This is a genomic window from Streptomyces sp. NPDC060366 (assembly GCF_042725135.1).
Classification (GTDB): Bacteria; Actinomycetota; Actinomycetes; order Streptomycetales; family Streptomycetaceae; genus Streptomyces.
Map to the genome: position 1 here is coordinate 272670 of NZ_JBHXDC010000003.1, position 15060 is coordinate 287729.

The 15060-nt window shown below is 70.0% G+C and carries 13 protein-coding genes; 8 read left to right on the plus strand and 5 right to left on the minus strand.

Annotated elements, in window-relative coordinates; all coding sequences use genetic code 11:
* Nucleotides 1-100: 100 nt before the first annotated feature.
* The gene (locus ACFWHU_RS10185; RefSeq protein WP_387224588.1) at nt 101-1057 is read left to right on the plus strand and encodes a prepilin peptidase; all 957 of its coding nucleotides are present in this window, start codon (nt 101-103) and stop codon (nt 1055-1057) included.
* Between the two features lie 68 nt (nt 1058-1125).
* Complete coding sequence (locus tag ACFWHU_RS10190; RefSeq protein WP_387224589.1) at nt 1126-1914, plus strand: class I SAM-dependent methyltransferase; 789 nt, start codon at nt 1126-1128, stop codon at nt 1912-1914.
* Nucleotides 1915-1972: 58 nt separating this feature from the next.
* Here ACFWHU_RS10190 and ACFWHU_RS10195 read toward each other — a convergent pair whose 3' ends face one another.
* Both ACFWHU_RS10195 and mgrA read right to left on the minus strand, forming a co-directional pair.
* Entirely contained in the window at nt 1973-3166 is a 1194-nt protein-coding gene (locus ACFWHU_RS10195; RefSeq protein ID WP_387224590.1) for a winged helix DNA-binding domain-containing protein, read from the minus strand.
* A 358-nt stretch (nt 3167-3524) separates the two neighbouring features.
* Nucleotides 3525-4562, minus strand: a complete 1038-nt coding sequence (gene mgrA, locus ACFWHU_RS10200) for an L-glyceraldehyde 3-phosphate reductase (protein ID WP_387224591.1) — start codon at nt 4560-4562, stop codon at nt 3525-3527.
* Between the two features lie 187 nt (nt 4563-4749).
* Between mgrA and ACFWHU_RS10205 the strand changes: the two genes are divergently transcribed.
* The 5 genes from ACFWHU_RS10205 (at nt 4750) to ACFWHU_RS10225 (ending at nt 10642) form a co-directional block, all read left to right on the plus strand.
* Nucleotides 4750-5514: an isoprenyl transferase gene (locus ACFWHU_RS10205; RefSeq protein ID WP_385791121.1), complete on the plus strand. Its 765-nt coding sequence runs from the start codon at nt 4750-4752 to the stop codon at nt 5512-5514.
* Between the two features lie 413 nt (nt 5515-5927).
* Nucleotides 5928-7244: a PhoH family protein gene (locus ACFWHU_RS10210; protein ID WP_387224592.1), complete on the plus strand. Its 1317-nt coding sequence runs from the start codon at nt 5928-5930 to the stop codon at nt 7242-7244.
* A gap of 391 nt (nt 7245-7635) precedes the next feature.
* Nucleotides 7636-8334, plus strand: coding sequence for a transglycosylase SLT domain-containing protein (locus ACFWHU_RS10215; protein ID WP_385791118.1), 699 nt, complete (start codon nt 7636-7638; stop codon nt 8332-8334).
* A gap of 137 nt (nt 8335-8471) precedes the next feature.
* Nucleotides 8472-9866: an AI-2E family transporter gene (locus tag ACFWHU_RS10220; protein ID WP_387224593.1), complete on the plus strand. Its 1395-nt coding sequence runs from the start codon at nt 8472-8474 to the stop codon at nt 9864-9866.
* Nucleotides 9863-10642, plus strand: a complete 780-nt coding sequence (locus ACFWHU_RS10225) for a hypothetical protein (protein ID WP_385791114.1) — start codon at nt 9863-9865, stop codon at nt 10640-10642. Before ACFWHU_RS10220 ends, ACFWHU_RS10225 begins: the two co-directional genes overlap by 4 nt.
* On the opposite strand, the gene ACFWHU_RS10230 is transcribed toward ACFWHU_RS10225, so the two are convergent.
* From ACFWHU_RS10230 to ACFWHU_RS10240, 3 genes are read right to left on the minus strand one after another with little or no spacing between them, the layout of a single operon-like run.
* A complete protein-coding gene (locus tag ACFWHU_RS10230; RefSeq protein WP_385791112.1) occupies nt 10629-11210 on the minus strand; it encodes a carboxymuconolactone decarboxylase family protein in 582 nt (193 codons plus the stop codon). The two genes, ACFWHU_RS10225 and ACFWHU_RS10230, sit on opposite strands and share 14 nt — an antisense overlap.
* Before the next feature lie 22 nt (nt 11211-11232).
* Nucleotides 11233-11499 (minus strand): hypothetical protein, encoded by a 267-nt coding sequence (locus ACFWHU_RS10235; protein ID WP_387224594.1) that lies wholly within the window; start codon nt 11497-11499, stop codon nt 11233-11235.
* Nucleotides 11496-12431, minus strand: a complete 936-nt coding sequence (locus ACFWHU_RS10240; RefSeq protein WP_385791108.1) for an SPFH domain-containing protein — start codon at nt 12429-12431, stop codon at nt 11496-11498. Before ACFWHU_RS10240 ends, ACFWHU_RS10235 begins: the two co-directional genes overlap by 4 nt.
* A 264-nt stretch (nt 12432-12695) precedes the next feature.
* Between ACFWHU_RS10240 and ACFWHU_RS10245 the strand changes: the two genes are divergently transcribed.
* Nucleotides 12696-14978, plus strand: coding sequence for a transglycosylase domain-containing protein (locus tag ACFWHU_RS10245; RefSeq protein WP_385791106.1), 2283 nt, complete (start codon nt 12696-12698; stop codon nt 14976-14978).
* The last annotated feature ends 82 nt before the right edge of the window (nt 14979-15060 follow it).

Consider the following 15060-nt stretch of genomic DNA (forward strand, 5'->3'; position numbering starts at 1 on the left):
CACGGCTTTCGGTCGCGGAGGCCGGATCTGGGCCCGGGAGCGGCCGGATGTGGGCCCCAGGACCCATGACCCGCGCCGCGGTCCGCTCTAAGGTCGACCTGTGTACGCCACGCTGATCGTTGTCGCCGTCCTCTGGGGCTCAGCCACCGGGCTCCTCCTGCCGCGCGCCGCGTACCGGCTCTCCGTCGAGCCGGAGGACCCGTACCGCGACAGTTGCGACGCCGGGCACCCGATCACCGGACCGGCACGGGGCTGGCTCGGCACCGCGGGCTGTGCGACCTGCGTCGCGGCGGGCGGGGTGGTGACTCCCGCCGGCGCGAGCGGGCGTACGGACTCCGTGGCCACCGCGTCGACCGGGCGCTCGGAGGCCGGCGAGGCCGCGCTTCCCCGCACCGACGAGCCCGCGACGGCGCCGGGCGCGGATGCCCCCACAGGCGCCGACGACGACGAGGCGGACGCGGCCGACAGCGTCCAGGACGCCCGCGCCACCCCCGCGCCCGTCCTGCGCGGCGCGCGCTACACCCCTTCCGTCCCCGTCATCGTCATCACCGCCCTCGTCTGCGGCGCGCTCGCCGCCGCCACCGGCGCCCGGCCCGAACTCGCCGTATGGCTGCTGCTCGCGCCCTTCGCCGTACTGCTCGCGCTCGTCGACCGCAACGTGCACCGCCTTCCCGACCAGTTGACGCTGCCGCTCGCGGCGGCCTCCGCCGTGCTGCTCGGGATCGCCGCGCTGCTTCCGAACGACGGCGGCTCCTGGTCGACCGCGCTGCTGGGCGGACTCGTGCTCGGCGCCTGCTACTTCGTGCTCTTCCTGATCAACCCGAACGGCATGGGCTTCGGCGACGTCAAGCTCGCGCTCTCGCTCGGCGTCGTCCTCGGCTGGTACGGCTGGCTGGTGCTGTTCGTCGGCGCGTTCGCCGGATTCCTGCTCGGGTCGCTGTACGGCCTCGGGCTGATACTCCTGCGCCGCGCGAACCGTAAGTCCGCGATCCCGTTCGGCCCCTTCATGATCGCCGGGGCGCTGCTCGGCGTACTGCTCGGTGCCCTCGCCGTCTGACCCGGCCGGTGGGCGCCGCGCGTGAAATGCGTTCGCGGCCGGTACGGGGCTCCTGCCACCATCCCCTCATGTCCACCACGCCCCGCCCCCGTCCCGACACTCGCACCTTCGACGAGCTGATCGCCGAGGCCGACGCCGTCTCCGTCGACGGCTGGGACTTCTCCTGGCTCGACGGGCGGGCGACCGAGGAGCGGCCCCCGTGGGGCTACGCCCGTGCCATGGGCGAGCGCATGGGCCGCGCCACCGCCGCCCTCGACATCCAGACCGGTGGCGGTGAAGTCCTCGCCTCCGTACCGAAGTTGCCGCCGCTGACCGTCGCCACCGAGTCGTGGCCGCCGAACGTCGCCCGCGCCACCGCGCTCCTGCACCCGCTCGGCGCGGCCGTCGTGGGCGACCACGACGAGCCGCCGCTGCCCTTCGGGGACGAGGCGTTCGACCTCGTCGTCAGCCGTCACCCGGTGCGGGCGTGGTGGACGGAGATCGCCCGCGTCCTGCGGCCCGGCGGCACCTACTTCTCCCAGGAGGTCGGCCCGGCCAGCGTCTTCGAACTGGTCGAGTACTTCCTGGGACCGCAGCCACCCGAGGCGCGTGCCGCGCGCGACCCCGAACGGTCCGGGGCGGCGGCCGAGGCGGCGGGGCTCCATGTGGTGGATCTGCGAACGGCGGCCCTGCGCACCGAGTTCCACGACATCGGCGCCGTCGTCTACTTCCTGCGGAAGGTGATCTGGATGGTGCCCGGTTTCACCGTCGACGGATACCGGGACCGACTCGCGGCCCTGCACCGCCGTATCGAGACCGAAGGCCCCTTCGTGGCCACCACGACACGCTTCCTGATCGAGGCGGTCAAGCCCGTCTGAGTCCGGACACGGATGGACGGACAGACGGACAGACGGGCAGAAAGGCACGTGCCACGCGCTACGCGTGCGCCCCGACCGACACCGTCCCGACCGTCAGGCGCGGTGTCCCCTGAAGGATCTCGCCGGTCCGCTCCACCTGTTCCTCAAGTCCCGCGCGATGCGCGGCGCTCAGCGTGCCCAGCGGCTCCACCGTCACGTCGAGCCACTTCCCGGACCGGCGCTGGTGCCACACCCCGGCGACGGCTCCGTCGATCAGCAGCACGGGGAAGTTCCCGGCCTGCCCGCCCCCGAGCGCCCGCTCGTACGCCGCGCCCGCGAAGAGCCGTGTCCGCGGCTGGGAGGCGATGGTGAACGCGTCGAAGTAGGGGAGGAGCCGTACGCCCGGGACCGGTGGCTCCGCCGGGAAGTCCGTGTCACCGGACCTCACCCACGCCGCTTCACCCTCGAAGTCGACCCGCTCCGTCCGGCCCTCCGCCGCGAGCGAGCCGAACAGCTCCTTGGCCCAATTCACCGGCGCGGCCAGCCACTTGGCGAAGTGCTGCGGCGTGGCGGGTCCGTACGCGTACAGATAGCGGTCAACGAGCCCGGCGAGCGCCTCCCGCCCCGCCAGCGGCGTGAATCCGGGCAGCAGCCGGTGCGGGTTGGTGTACGTGACCTTCCGCCCCCGGTTGGGGCCGAAGCAGAGCGCGCCGCGGTGCGCCGCCGTGTGTGTCATCTGCCGCCAGCGCGGCCACTTGGTCTGGAACGCGTCCATGACGCGCTCGCCGGCCCACGGCCCCGTGCGCGCCACGATCGCCTCGGTCAGCTCGTCCACGGTGAGGTCGTCGTCCGCCAGCGCGTCCGCGATCGCGGCGACGACCTGATCGGTCTCGTCCTCGCTCATCCGTACGCCGTCGGGCATGGCGTTGCGCCCTGCGGGCAGCGCGGAGAGCGCACCGGTCCACAGGGGCAGGTCGGCGGACGGCAGCAGATGTACGGTGCCGCGCGGCCCGAACGTCTTCACCAGGCTGCCGTCCTTCCACAGCGCGCTCCGCACCGATTCGCGCGTCTCGCCGCCGTCCAGCCGCAGCGCCACCGACAGTTCGGCCGCCGACAGGACCTGAGCGTGGGCGCCGACCATGGCGCCGGTGACGGCGGCGGGGCCACCGCCGGTCGGTGTGGTGAGCCCCTGCCGGGCCAGCCGCCGGGCGTTGGCCGCCGCCCAGCTCACCCTCGGACTCCCGGTCCTGGCATCCGCGTTGTTCGTCGTCATGCGGCCGAGCCTAGGAGTCATTGAGGACAGATTCCGTCCGCATTGCATCGGGATTGCGGCGTCCATCTCCCTGACGTCCGAAGCCCCGACGTCAAAGCGGCGCCCCTCGCACAGCCCGCTCCCGAGTACTCCCATCGGGTGGCGACTTCTCGCCATTCCCCCGCCCCGGACAGTGTCCTCAGCCCCGCTGTCCTGGGCCTTTTACGTGTCCGGCACAGCAATCGGGTGACTCCGGAGCGTAGCGACGGCGCGGCTTGGCACGCAGCATCACTTACGAAGGGTTATGGTGGAAACCCCCCCTCGGGCCGGTCCGTATCCCCCCCACGGACCGGCCCGTTTTTTCATGTCCGCGCCGCGGTCAGCCCCGCCCGGCCCAGATGTTGGTGCCCTCGGTGTCCACGGCGAAGGTGTCGATCTCCTTCAGCTCGTCGGCCGACAGCGTGGCCCCGGACAGCGCCGCGACGTTCTCCTCCAACTGCTTCACGCTGGACGCGCCGATCAGCGCCGACGTCATCCGCTCGTCGCGCAGCACCCAGTTGATCGCCAGCTGCGCCAGCGACTGACCGCGTCGCCGCGCGATCTCGTCGAGCCCGTTCAGCCTCCGCACGACCTCGTCCGAGAGCAGATCGGGGTCCAGGGACTTGCCCTGCGTGGCCCGCGAGCCCTCCGGAATTCCCTTGAGGTACTTGTTCGTCAGCAGGCCCTGCGCCAGCGGCACGAAGGAGATGCAGCCCATGCCGGCCGCCTCCAGCGTGTCGAGCAGACCGTCGTCCTCGATCCAGCGGTTGATCATCGAGTACGAGGGCTGGTGGATGAGCGCGGGGACCCCCATCTCCTTCAACAGCCGTGCCGCCTCGGCGGTCTGCTCGGCCTTGTACGAGGACACGCCCACGTACAGCGCCTTGCCCTGCTGAACCGCGGACGCCAGCGCGCCCATCGTCTCCTCAAGAGGCGTGTGCGGGTCGAAGCGGTGCGAGTAGAAGACGTCGACGTAGTCCAGGCCCATCCGCTTGAGGGAGGCGTCCAGCGACGACGTCAGATACTTACGGGAGCCCCATTCCCCGTACGGGCCCGGATGCATGAGATAGCCGGCCTTGGTGGAGACGATCAACTCGTCGCGGTAGGCCGAGAAGTCCTGCGCGAAGATCTTGCCGAAATTCAACTCCGCCGATCCGGGCGGCGGTCCGTAGTTGTTCGCCAGGTCGAAGTGCGTGACGCCGAGGTCGAAGGCGCGGCGCAGGATCGCGCGCTGCGAGTCGAGGGTCCGGTCGTCACCGAAGTTGTGCCAGAGGCCGAGGGAGAGCGCGGGCAGCTTGAGGCCGCTGCGTCCGCTGCGCCGGTACTCCATGGAGTCGTACCGGTCATCGGCTGCGAGATAAGAGGGGAATTCAGTCACGAGTCCTTCCTTATCACGGACTTGTGACAGACCGGGTTGGGCCGTCGTGCCGCCCGCGCAGTAATGTGACGGCTTCGGGTGCCAGGGGCGGTCCCCATCTCTCGCGGACGGCCTTCCCCGCGGTGGACGGGCGGCCCCGCGGGCCGCCTGGTGGCGGTCCCCATCAGAAATCGAAGAGGTGGACTCAGTGAACTTGCGCGACCTGGTGTACAGGCTCTACGCACGCCGGGTGGAAAGGCGCCTCGATCACACCCAGGTGCTGCCCAAGCACATCGGCGTCGTTCTCGACGGGAACCGCCGCTGGGCCAAAGCCTCCGGCGGTACGACCGAACAGGGGCACAAGGCCGGTGCCAGCAAGATCCAGGACCTGCTCGGCTGGTGCGACGAGACGGACGTCGAGGTGGTCACCCTGTGGCTGCTGTCCACGGACAACCTCGACCGCGCCGACGACGAGCTGATCCCCCTCCTCGGCATCATCGAGAGCGCCGTGCGTGACCTCGCCGCCGACGGCCGCTGGCGCGTCCACCACGTGGGCACGATGGACCTGCTCCCCGCCCGTATGCAGACCGTCCTGAAGGAGGCCGAGCAGGCCACCCACGGCAACACCGGAATACTGGTCAACGTGGCCGTCGGCTACGGCGGCCGGCAGGAGATCGCCGACGCGGTCCGCTCCCTTCTCCTGGACCACGCGAGCAAGGGCACCTCGTTCGAGGAGCTCGCCGAGATAGTGGACACGGACCTGATCGCCTCGCACCTCTACACGCGCGGCCAGCCCGACCCCGACCTGGTGATCAGGACGAGCGGCGAGACGCGGCTCTCGGGCTTCATGCTCTGGCAGAGCGCCCATTCGGAGTACTACTTCTGCGAAGTCTTCTGGCCGGCTTTCCGCAAGGTCGACTTTCTGCGAGCCCTTCGTGACTACGCGGCGCGACACCGCCGCTACGGAGCCTGAGCCCCTGCCCCGCAAGGCTTCCGATACCCCTCCCCGGAATCCCCCCTGACGACCGCGCCGAACGGCGTTCACGACCGCCCGGGCCGTCCCGTCACCCGAGGTTCACACGCTGTCCGTCATATGCCGTGGCATGGCGGCGGGTGTTCGAGGGAATACCTCTCCACAGGTCGACGTCCGAGCAGAACCGTCAGCGATGACGGCGGGCGTCGAATCTCAGCGGTCGGCCCAGCCGTCCGCCCGGGAGGCCCTTTGCACCAGGACGATCGTACGGTGACGCGTACGGGCGCCGTGGAGGGCCGGTCCTCGGCCCGCGCACTTGGGCCCGAGTCCGGTCCGCCGTCCGCCGCCAGGCGGGCGACCACAGCCCGTGACGCCGTCGCATCCCGACCTCGTCCGAGGGGGTACGTCCTTCCGTGGTGACCAGCACAAAGCGCCGCATGCCCGACAGGCGCACCTATGTTCTCGACACCAGCGTCCTGCTGGCCGATCCGAACGCCATGTCCCGCTTCGACGAGCACGAAGTCGTGCTGCCGATCGTGGTGATCACGGAGTTGGAGGCCAAGAGGCACCATCCGGAGCTCGGATACTTCGCCCGGCAGGCCCTGCGCCTGCTCGACGACTTCCGTATCCGGTACGGCCGCCTCGACGCCCCCATCCCGCTGGGCGACCTGGGCGGCACGCTGCGCGTCGAGCTCAACCACTCCGATCCCGGCGTCCTTCCCGCCGGCTTCCGATTGGGGGACAACGACTCGCGGATTCTCGCGGTGGCGCGCAATCTCCAGGCGGAGGGGTACGACGTCACCGTCGTCTCCAAGGACCTGCCGCTGCGCATCAAGGCATCGTCGGTCGGGCTCCTCGCCGAGGAGTACCGCGCCGAGCTGGCCATCACCGACTCCGGCTGGACCGGTATGAGCGAGATGGCGCTCTCCGCCGAGCAGGTGGATCTCCTCTTCTCCGAGGAGACCCTGTACGTGCCGGAGCTGGCCGAGCTGCCGGTGCACACCGGACTGGTCCTCCAGTCCGACCGGGGCAAGGCTCTCGGCCGTATCACCTCCGAGGGCAATGTGAAGCTCGTCCGCGGCGACCGGGAGGCCTTCGGGATCCACGGCCGCAGCGCCGAGCAGCGCATCGCGCTCGATCTGCTGCTCAACCCGGACATCGGCATCATCTCGATGGGTGGCCGCGCGGGCACCGGCAAGTCGGCCCTGGCCCTCTGCGCGGGCCTGGAGGCGGTCCTGGAGCGCCGTCAGCACAAGAAGGTGATGGTCTTCCGGCCGCTGTACGCGGTGGGCGGGCAGGAGCTCGGCTATCTGCCGGGTACCGAGGCCGAGAAGATGAGCCCCTGGGCGCAGGCGGTGTTCGACACCCTGTCGGCCGTCGCCGGCCGTGAGGTGATCGAGGAGGTGCTCGGCCGCGGCATGCTCGAAGTGCTGCCCCTGACGCACATCCGCGGACGGTCGCTGCACGACGCGTTCGTCATCGTCGACGAGGCCCAGTCGCTGGAGCGGAACGTACTGCTGACCGTTCTCTCCCGTATCGGGGCCAACTCGCGTGTGGTGCTGACCCATGACGTGGCGCAGCGCGACAACTTGCGGGTGGGCAGGTACGACGGGGTGGTCGCCGTCGTCGAGAAGCTCAAGGGCCATCCGCTCTTCGCGCACGTCACCCTCAACCGCTCCGAGCGCTCGCCGATCGCCGCGCTCGTGACCGAAATGCTGGAGGAAGGTTAGTTCTCCGCCTGAATGCGGTAGTTGGCGCCGCCCGGCAAGGCCGTAAGAGCCTAGCCGGGCGGCGCTGTGCCATGCCGCCATTTCCGTGAAACTGGTGTGCCAAACGGGGTGTGAGCTATCCCACGCAACGAAGAATTGCCTTGCGGCGTAGGCGTCCGGCAGAGTCTTGCTTCCGTCAGGCCCCGCATACGACACACGTGCATCCCCAGGGATGCGGAACCACACAACTCAACACTTGCCGTCGTATGCCGCCCGCGCTTCATCCGGTGCTTCCGCCATGGGAGTTGCCGACGGGCCCGTGTCTCCCGTGACGTGCGGTACGGAGACCAGTGCCAGGGGCACGATTGCATCCGTGAGGTCACGTACACGGACGCTGCTGGAAGGAAACCGTGTGAGCCGGATCTCGGTCCGGGGATTCGCCGTGGCATCAGCTACAGCGGTCACCACCGTCGGCGCAGTCGTGGGAGTCGCTTCGGGCGCTCCCCAGGCCTCGGACGACAATTTCGAGGCGACCGCAGCTGACACGACGCTCCTCGCAGACATCCCCGCGGGCCAGCACGCCCAGGTCCAGACCGCGTCGTTGACGCAGCAGGCCGACGCGCAGGCCACTGCCGCCGATGTGGCAGCGAAGAAGTCCGCCGAGGAATCGGCTCGTATCCAGGCGGCCAAGGACGCCAAGGCGAAGAAGGAAGCGGCCGAGGAGAAGGTCGAGCAGGCGCGCGAGGCCAAGCTGGCCGAGCAGCGCGCCAGCCGCGACGAGACGCGTGACTCCTCCGACTTCTCGGTGCAGAGCTCGTACTCCGTCTCCGAAGTCCAGGCCATGGCCCGCCAGATGATCCCCGGCGACCAGTTCCAGTGCTTCAGCAACATCGTGGACCACGAGTCCACCTGGAACTACAAGGCGCAGAACCCGTCGTCGGGTGCCTACGGTCTCGTCCAGGCACTGCCCGGCACCAAGATGGCGTCCGCGGGCGCCGACTGGCAGACCAACCCGGCCACGCAGATCAAGTGGGGCCTGAACTACATGAACGACCGCTACGGCAGCCCGTGCGGTGCCTGGTCGTTCTGGCAGGCCAACAACTGGTACTAGGCCCGCCCGATCACGCACTTCCCCGTCGGGTTTTCAGGCCGTCGGCGCTCAACCTTGTGAAGCCCCTCCCCGTCCTACGGTGAGGGGCTTTGCGCGTGTACGGTCAGGCAGTACGACTCCGGGGAAGAAGGATCAGCATGTCGAAACTGCCGGGGTGGCTCGGCCGGGTCGGAGCCGAACTCACCGAGCTGGGCGAGCGGTTGGGGGAGCGCCGGGCCGAGGCCGCGGGGGACGACGGGCCCGCGGACGGTTCGGCACGGGACAGCGTCCCGGCACCGCCGGACTACGCGCCCAGTGTCGCGGCCAAGCCGGAGCCCGTGGCAGCCATTCCCTGGGGCATGCGGGTCGCCGCCGAGGCCGCCTGGCGGCTGGTCGTACTGGCGCTCCTGCTCTGGGTGTTGATGAAGATCATCAGCGCCGTTCAGCTCGTGGTGATGGCCTTCGTCGGCGCCCTGCTGGTCACCGCGCTCCTGCAACCCACGGTCGCCCGGCTCAAGAAGTGGGGCCTGCCGCGTGGTCTGGCCACGGCGGTCACCGCCTTCGCCGGCTTCATCGTCATGGGCCTCATCGGATGGTTCGTGGTGTGGCAGGTCGTGGAGAACATCGACGTGCTCTCCGACCGCGTCACCGACGGCATCGACGAACTCAAACGCTGGCTGCTCAACAGCCCCTTCCATGTGACCGAACAGCAGATCAACGATCTCGCGAAGAGTCTGAGCGACGCGATCGGCACCAACACCGAGGAGATCACCTCCGCCGGTATCCAGGGCGTGACCGTCGTGGTCGAGCTGCTGACCGGGATCCTGCTCGCCGTGTTCTCCACGCTCTTCCTCCTCTACGACGGTCGGCGGATCTGGGAGTGGTCGCTCAGGCTGTTCCCCGCGGCGGCGCGTCCGGGCCTCGCCGGCGCCGGACCGCGCGCCTGGCGCACGCTCACCGCGTATGTGCGCGGAACGCTCATAGTCGCGCTCATCGACGCCGTGTTCATCGGCCTCGGGCTCTACTTCCTCGACGTCCCGCTGGCGGTGCCGCTGGCCGTCTTCATCTTCCTCGGCGCGTTCATCCCGCTCGTCGGAGCGGTCATCTCGGGCGCGCTCGCCGTGGTCGTCGCGCTCGTCACCCAGGACGTGTTCACGGCGCTGATGGTGCTGATCGTCGTCCTGGCCGTCCAGCAGATCGAGGGCCACGTCCTCCAGCCGTTCATCCTCGGCCGTGCGGTGCGCGTGCATCCGCTGGCCGTCGTCCTCGCGGTCGCGACGGGCGGCCTCGTCGCCGGTATCGCCGGAGCCGTCGTCGCGGTGCCGCTGGTCGCCGTCACGAACACCGTCGTCGGCTACCTCCGCGCGCACAGCCAGGAGCAGAGCCTGCGCGGCGGCCCCGGGCCGCACGGCGCCACGGCGCTCGACATCGCCCCGACACCCGCCCCGGGCGCCACGGCCGCGCCCCCGGCGAGCTCCGCGGCCCCGGCCGCCGGTCCGGTCGCGCCGGTCTCCGACGCGCCGCCCGCCGAGCCCCGGAACGGTCAGGAATGATCTCCGAGCCGGAGCTCGAGGGCGAGCTCTCGGCGCCGGCGACCGTGCCCGCGCCACGAGGCCCGGAGCACGCGGCCGAGACCCTTGGCGCCGACGGTTCACCCCTGATACCCGGCCCGCCGCTGCGGCGGCGCCCATGGGTGTGGGGACTGACCGGTGTGCTGGTGACGTCGGCGGTGTGGGCGGGCGCCCTGTGGGCGTACGGCAGGACAGGGCCGGATCTCCAGGGCTACGGGGTCAGCCGCAACCTGTGCCTCGACGCCGATCTCGCGGCGCTCTCCGCGGCCCTCGGCAAGAAGCGGGACCCGTTCGCCGCGGTGGGCGAGGACAAGGCGCTCGACCAGGCCGTCTGCACGGTCAACCTGGTACCGAAGCGGCCGCCGAAGCCCGAGGGGCATCCGGGGCCGACCGTGCGGGCGTACGCGGAGATCACGTACACGCTGCACAAGAAGACGGATCCGGGGCCGCAGTTCGACGCGTCCCTGATCGAACCGGCCGACCAGGGGGCCGGGGAACAGATCCTGAAGCTCGTCCCCGAAGTGGGGGAGCGCGCCTATCTGGTGAGCCGGCCCGGTGACGAGAGCCCGTCACTGGAGGTCCTCGACGGACAGGCGGTGCTCTCGCTCTCCGTCGGTCAGGTCACCGAGTACAACGACGTGGATCCGCTGAACCCGGAGTTCGAGAGCGACGACCAGGACATCGTGCACCTCGGCGGCCTCGAACCGGCCATGGTCGAGGACATGCTGGCGCTGATGGACGAGCTCAGGAAGAAGTGACCGGGGCGGTCCCGTCCGGCGGTCGGACGTCACCGAGGCCGTCCATGACGGCCTCCGCGTCGAGCGTCGTCGCCAACGCCTGGATCACGGACGCGATCTTGATGCCCTCCTGGATCGTCTCGCGGTCCACCTCCAGCCTCCGCAGCGCGCGCTCGTGCGCGTCGAGGCACAGTCCGCAGGCGTTGATCGCGGAGACCGCGAACGACCAGAACTCGACGTCGGCCTTCGTGACGCCCGGATGACCGATCGCGGTCATCCGCAGGCCCGTGCGCAGCTCTCCGTACGCGGGGTCGGACAGCAGATGCCTGGTGCGGTGGAACACGTTGTTCACCGCCATGACGGCGGCGGCCGACTTGGCCGCGGTGAAGGCCTCGGGGGAGAGCCGCGCGCCGGCCTCGGGCGCCAGCTCGCGCAGCACCCGCGCCGAGCGCGCGGCGATCGCGCAGGCCAGCACCGTTCCCCACAGCCGCTGTTGACCGAGCCCGCCGTGCTCGACGACCGCGTCGAGATTGCGCCGCAGGTCCCTGGCGTAGTCGGGAACGGCGGCCTTCAGCGCGTCGAGTGACATCGTGCTCTCCTGGGGGCAGGGCCTACGGTGCGTGGTCGTCGGGGGTGTGGTCTGTGTCCGGGGGTGCCGCGTCGCCGGGCTGGTCCGGAGGCTTCGGGGCCTTCGGGGGCCTGCCCCGGCGCGGGATCGGCTTCGCGTCGCCGGGGAGCCGGCCCCCCTCCGCCAGGGCCCGGCGGAGCAGGAACTCGATCTGCGCGTTGGCGCTGCGCAGTTCGTCGGACGCCCACCGTGCCAGGGCGTCGTACACCGCCGGGTCGAGGCGCAGGAGAACCTGCTTCCGTTCGGTCACTGGTAGAGAGTGCCCGTGTTCACGACCGGCTGCGCGGCCCGGTCACCGCAGAGTACGACGAGCAGGTTGCTGACCATCGCCGCCTTCCGCTCGGAGTCCAGCTCGACGATGTCCTGCTCGGTCAGCCGGGTGAGGGCCGCCTCGACCATTCCGACGGCGCCGTCCACGATCAGCCGGCGCGCGGCGACGACCGCGCCCGCCTGCTGGCGCTGGAGCATCGCCGAGGCGATCTCCGGAGCGTACGCGAGGTGGGTGAAGCGGGACTCGATGATGTGCACACCGGCCGCCTCGACCCGTGCGTGCAGTTCGACGGCGAGCTTCTCGGTGATCTCCTCGGCGTTGCCGCGCAGCGAGAGACCGTCCTCCTCGTGGGCGTCGTACGGGTACTCGATGGCGATGTGCCGGACGGCGGCCTCGGTCTGGGTGGAGACGAACTCCAGGAAGTCGTCCACCTCGAAGAGCGCCTGCGCGGTGTCCTCGACGCGCCAGACGACGACCGCCGCCAGCTCGATCGGGTTGCCGTAGGCGTCGTTGACCTTGAGGACGGCGGTCTCGTGGTTCCGTACGCGGGTCGAGATCTTCGCGCGTGAGGTGAGGGGGTTCACCCAGCGCAGGCCGTCGACGCGGATCGTGCCGCGGTAGCGCCCGAAGAGCTGGACGACGCGGGCCTCGCCCGGCGCCACCATGTTCAGCCCGCACATCGCGAAGAACGCGGCGATCGCGAGCAGGATGCCGAGCACGATCAGCGCGACCTTCCCGCCGGTCGACGAGATGGCCGCGCCGATCACGACGAGGGCGATTCCACCGATCAGTCCGATCATCCCGAGCAGCAGCGCGAGGCCGCCGCCGATACTGCTCGCCTGGAATTCCCGGACCCGTGGCGCGGGCATCTCGGGCAGGTCGTCCACCACTGGGGTGCTGGTCGTAGGCATGTCTGGTCCCCGTTTCCGCGATTCTCGCGCCGCTCGGCGCAGCTATCATTGTGATTACACATTAACGCGCTTCGCAACCCTCCGCGCCTGTCATGAGTCGGTTCCTCTGAGACAGGTGCTGATTGTCACGTCGGAAAAGACCGGATCGAGGCTCTTTGTCACAGGGGACGGTGTTAGCTTTCTGAGCTGATTCCGGCAACTGGGACAAGCTGACAAACGGACGGGGCCCGGCGGGACGAGACCCGAGAGCGGAGCGACTGAGCGATGGGCCGAGCGGAAGCGCGACAGGCCCGGCAGCGTGAAACGCGCCGGGCGAAGAAGGCCGGCGGCATACGTGGCTTCTTCACGTTGAAGAGGCTGCTCGGCACGTTCCTCGGGCTGTGCCTGCTCGGCATGGGCGCGTTCGTCGTGATCTATTTCCTGGTCCCGGTGCCGAAGGCCAACGCCCAGGCCGAGATGCAGAGCAACGTCTACAAGTACAGCGACGGCACGGTCCTGGCGCGGACCGGCGAGATCAACCGCGAGATAGTCGGCCTGGAGAAGGTCCCCAAGGACGTCCAGCGGGCCTTCGTCGCCGCCGAGAACAAGTCCTTCTACAAGGACTCCGGCGTCGACATCAAGGGCACGACCCGCGGCCTGGTGAACACCCTCTCGGGCAAGGGCAAACAGGGTGGTTCCACCATCACCCAGCAGTACGTGAAGAACTACTACCTGGACCAGGACCAGACGGTCACCCGCAAGCTCAAGGAGCTGGTGATCTCGCTGAAGGTGGACCAGCAGATGAGCAAGAGCGACATCCTCGCCGGGTACATGAACACCAGCTACTACGGGCGGGGCGCTTACGGCATCCAGGCCGCGGCGCAGGCGTACTACGGCGTGGACGCGGCGAAGCTGAACGTCGCGCAGGGCGCGTATCTCGCCGCGCTGCTCCAGGCCCCCAACCAGTACGACTGGACCCTGGCCTCGGAGACCGGCAGGAAGCTCGTCACCGAGCGCTGGAACTACGTCCTCGACAACATGGTCGAGGAGAACTGGCTCGGCGGTACGGAGCGGGCCGGACTGAAGTTCCCCGTACCGCAGAAGCCCAAGCCCGCCCCCGGAGCCGAGGGGCAGGGCGGCTATCTGGTCGAGGCGGCCAACAGTGAGCTGGAGCGGCAGGGCGTCACCAAGGCGGACATCGACGCCGGCGGCTGGACGATCACGCTGAGCGTCGACAAGAAGCGCCAGAAGGAGCTCGTCGGCGCGGTCGAGAAGCAGCTGGAGTCCAAGCTCGACCGGAAGAAGAACAAGGTCGACGCGACCGTGCAGGCGGGCGCCACGTCCGTGGACCCGAAGACGGGCGCGGTGGTCGCGCTCTACGGCGGGGTCGGCGCCACCGAGCACTGGATCAACAACGCGACGCGCACCGACTACCAGCCCGCGTCGACGTTCAAGCCGGTCGTGCTCGCCTCGGCGCTGGAGAACGAGTCGAAGACGCAGGACGGCGATCCGATCGGCCTCAAGACGGTCTACGACGGCACCAGCAAGCGGAAGGTCGTCGGCAGCGACACCCCCTTCAACCCGCAGAACGAGGACGACGTCGACTACGGCGACATCACGGTCCAGGAAGCGGCCAACGACTCCGTCAACTCGGTCTTCGCGCAGATGGTCGTGGACGTCGGCCCCGGCAAGGTCAAGAAGACCGCGCTCGATCTGGGCATGCGGGACAAGAACTTCCCCGAGCGGCCCGCGATCACGCTGGGCACGATGGAGGCCTCCACCTGGGACATGGCGGGCGTGTACGCGACGCTCGACAACCACGGTGAGAAGGTCACGCCGTCCATCCTGAAGTCCGCCGAGCACAAGGACCGCGAAGTCGACCTGCCCGAGCGGATCGGCGACCAGGCCATCAGCCGCGAGTCGGCCGACACCGTCACCTCCGCCCTCACCGGCGTCGTGAAGAACGGCACCGCGCACGAGGCGAACACCGACGCCTACGAGGCGGCGGCCAAGACCGGTACGTCGGAGGACAACAAGTCGGCGTGGTTCGCCGGCTACACACCCGAACTGTCCACGGTGGTCGCCCTGTTCGGCGAGTCGACCAAGGAGGGCGGCGGACAGGTCACCCTGACCGGCACGGCCAACTCGGGCCGCGCCAACGGTGGCGGTTTCCCCGCCAAGATCTGGGCCGACTACACCCTGGGCGCGCTGGGCGGCGGCTCCGACGCCTCGTTCGACCTCGATGTCGCCGAGGACACCTTCGTACCCCCGCCGCCCCCGCCGGACCCGACACCCTCCGACGAGCCGACGAACGACGACCCGTCGAGCCCGCCGCCCGACGAGCCGGATCCGGGCGACACGGGCACCAGCCCGCCGGCGTCCGAGCCCCCGCCGTCCAGCGAGCCCCCCGCCCCGCCGCCCGAGCCGGGTGCCGACGGGGGAGCCGGCGGCGGGGACACCGGCGGCACCGACGGAGGCACCGACAGCGGCGGTACGGGCTCCGCGGGCGGCTCCAACGGGGGCTCCAACGGCTCGAACGGCGGTCAGCGGCCGCCGTTCACGCCCTAGGGGGTGTCTTCAAAGTAGCGCCGTCCGCCCGCGGGCCAGGCGGGACTTTGAAGACACGGCCTAGGACCCGTCCGGCGCGGCC

What these genes read in the sequence shown, in the direction of transcription:
- ACFWHU_RS10190 (WP_387224589.1), top strand. Translation starts at nt 1,126, where the DNA reads ATGTCCACCACGCCCCGCCCCCGTCCCGACACTCGCACCTTCGACGAG.
- ACFWHU_RS10195 (WP_387224590.1), bottom strand. Translation starts at nt 3,166, where the DNA reads ATGACGACGAACAACGCGGATGCCAGGACCGGGAGTCCGAGGGTGAGC.
- ACFWHU_RS10220 (WP_387224593.1), top strand. Translation starts at nt 8,472, where the DNA reads ATGTCGAAACTGCCGGGGTGGCTCGGCCGGGTCGGAGCCGAACTCACC.
- ACFWHU_RS10225 (WP_385791114.1), top strand. Translation starts at nt 9,863, where the DNA reads ATGATCTCCGAGCCGGAGCTCGAGGGCGAGCTCTCGGCGCCGGCGACC.
- ACFWHU_RS10230 (WP_385791112.1), bottom strand. Translation starts at nt 11,210, where the DNA reads ATGTCACTCGACGCGCTGAAGGCCGCCGTTCCCGACTACGCCAGGGAC.
- ACFWHU_RS10240 (WP_385791108.1), bottom strand. Translation starts at nt 12,431, where the DNA reads ATGCCTACGACCAGCACCCCAGTGGTGGACGACCTGCCCGAGATGCCC.
- ACFWHU_RS10245 (WP_385791106.1), top strand. Translation starts at nt 12,696, where the DNA reads ATGGGCCGAGCGGAAGCGCGACAGGCCCGGCAGCGTGAAACGCGCCGG.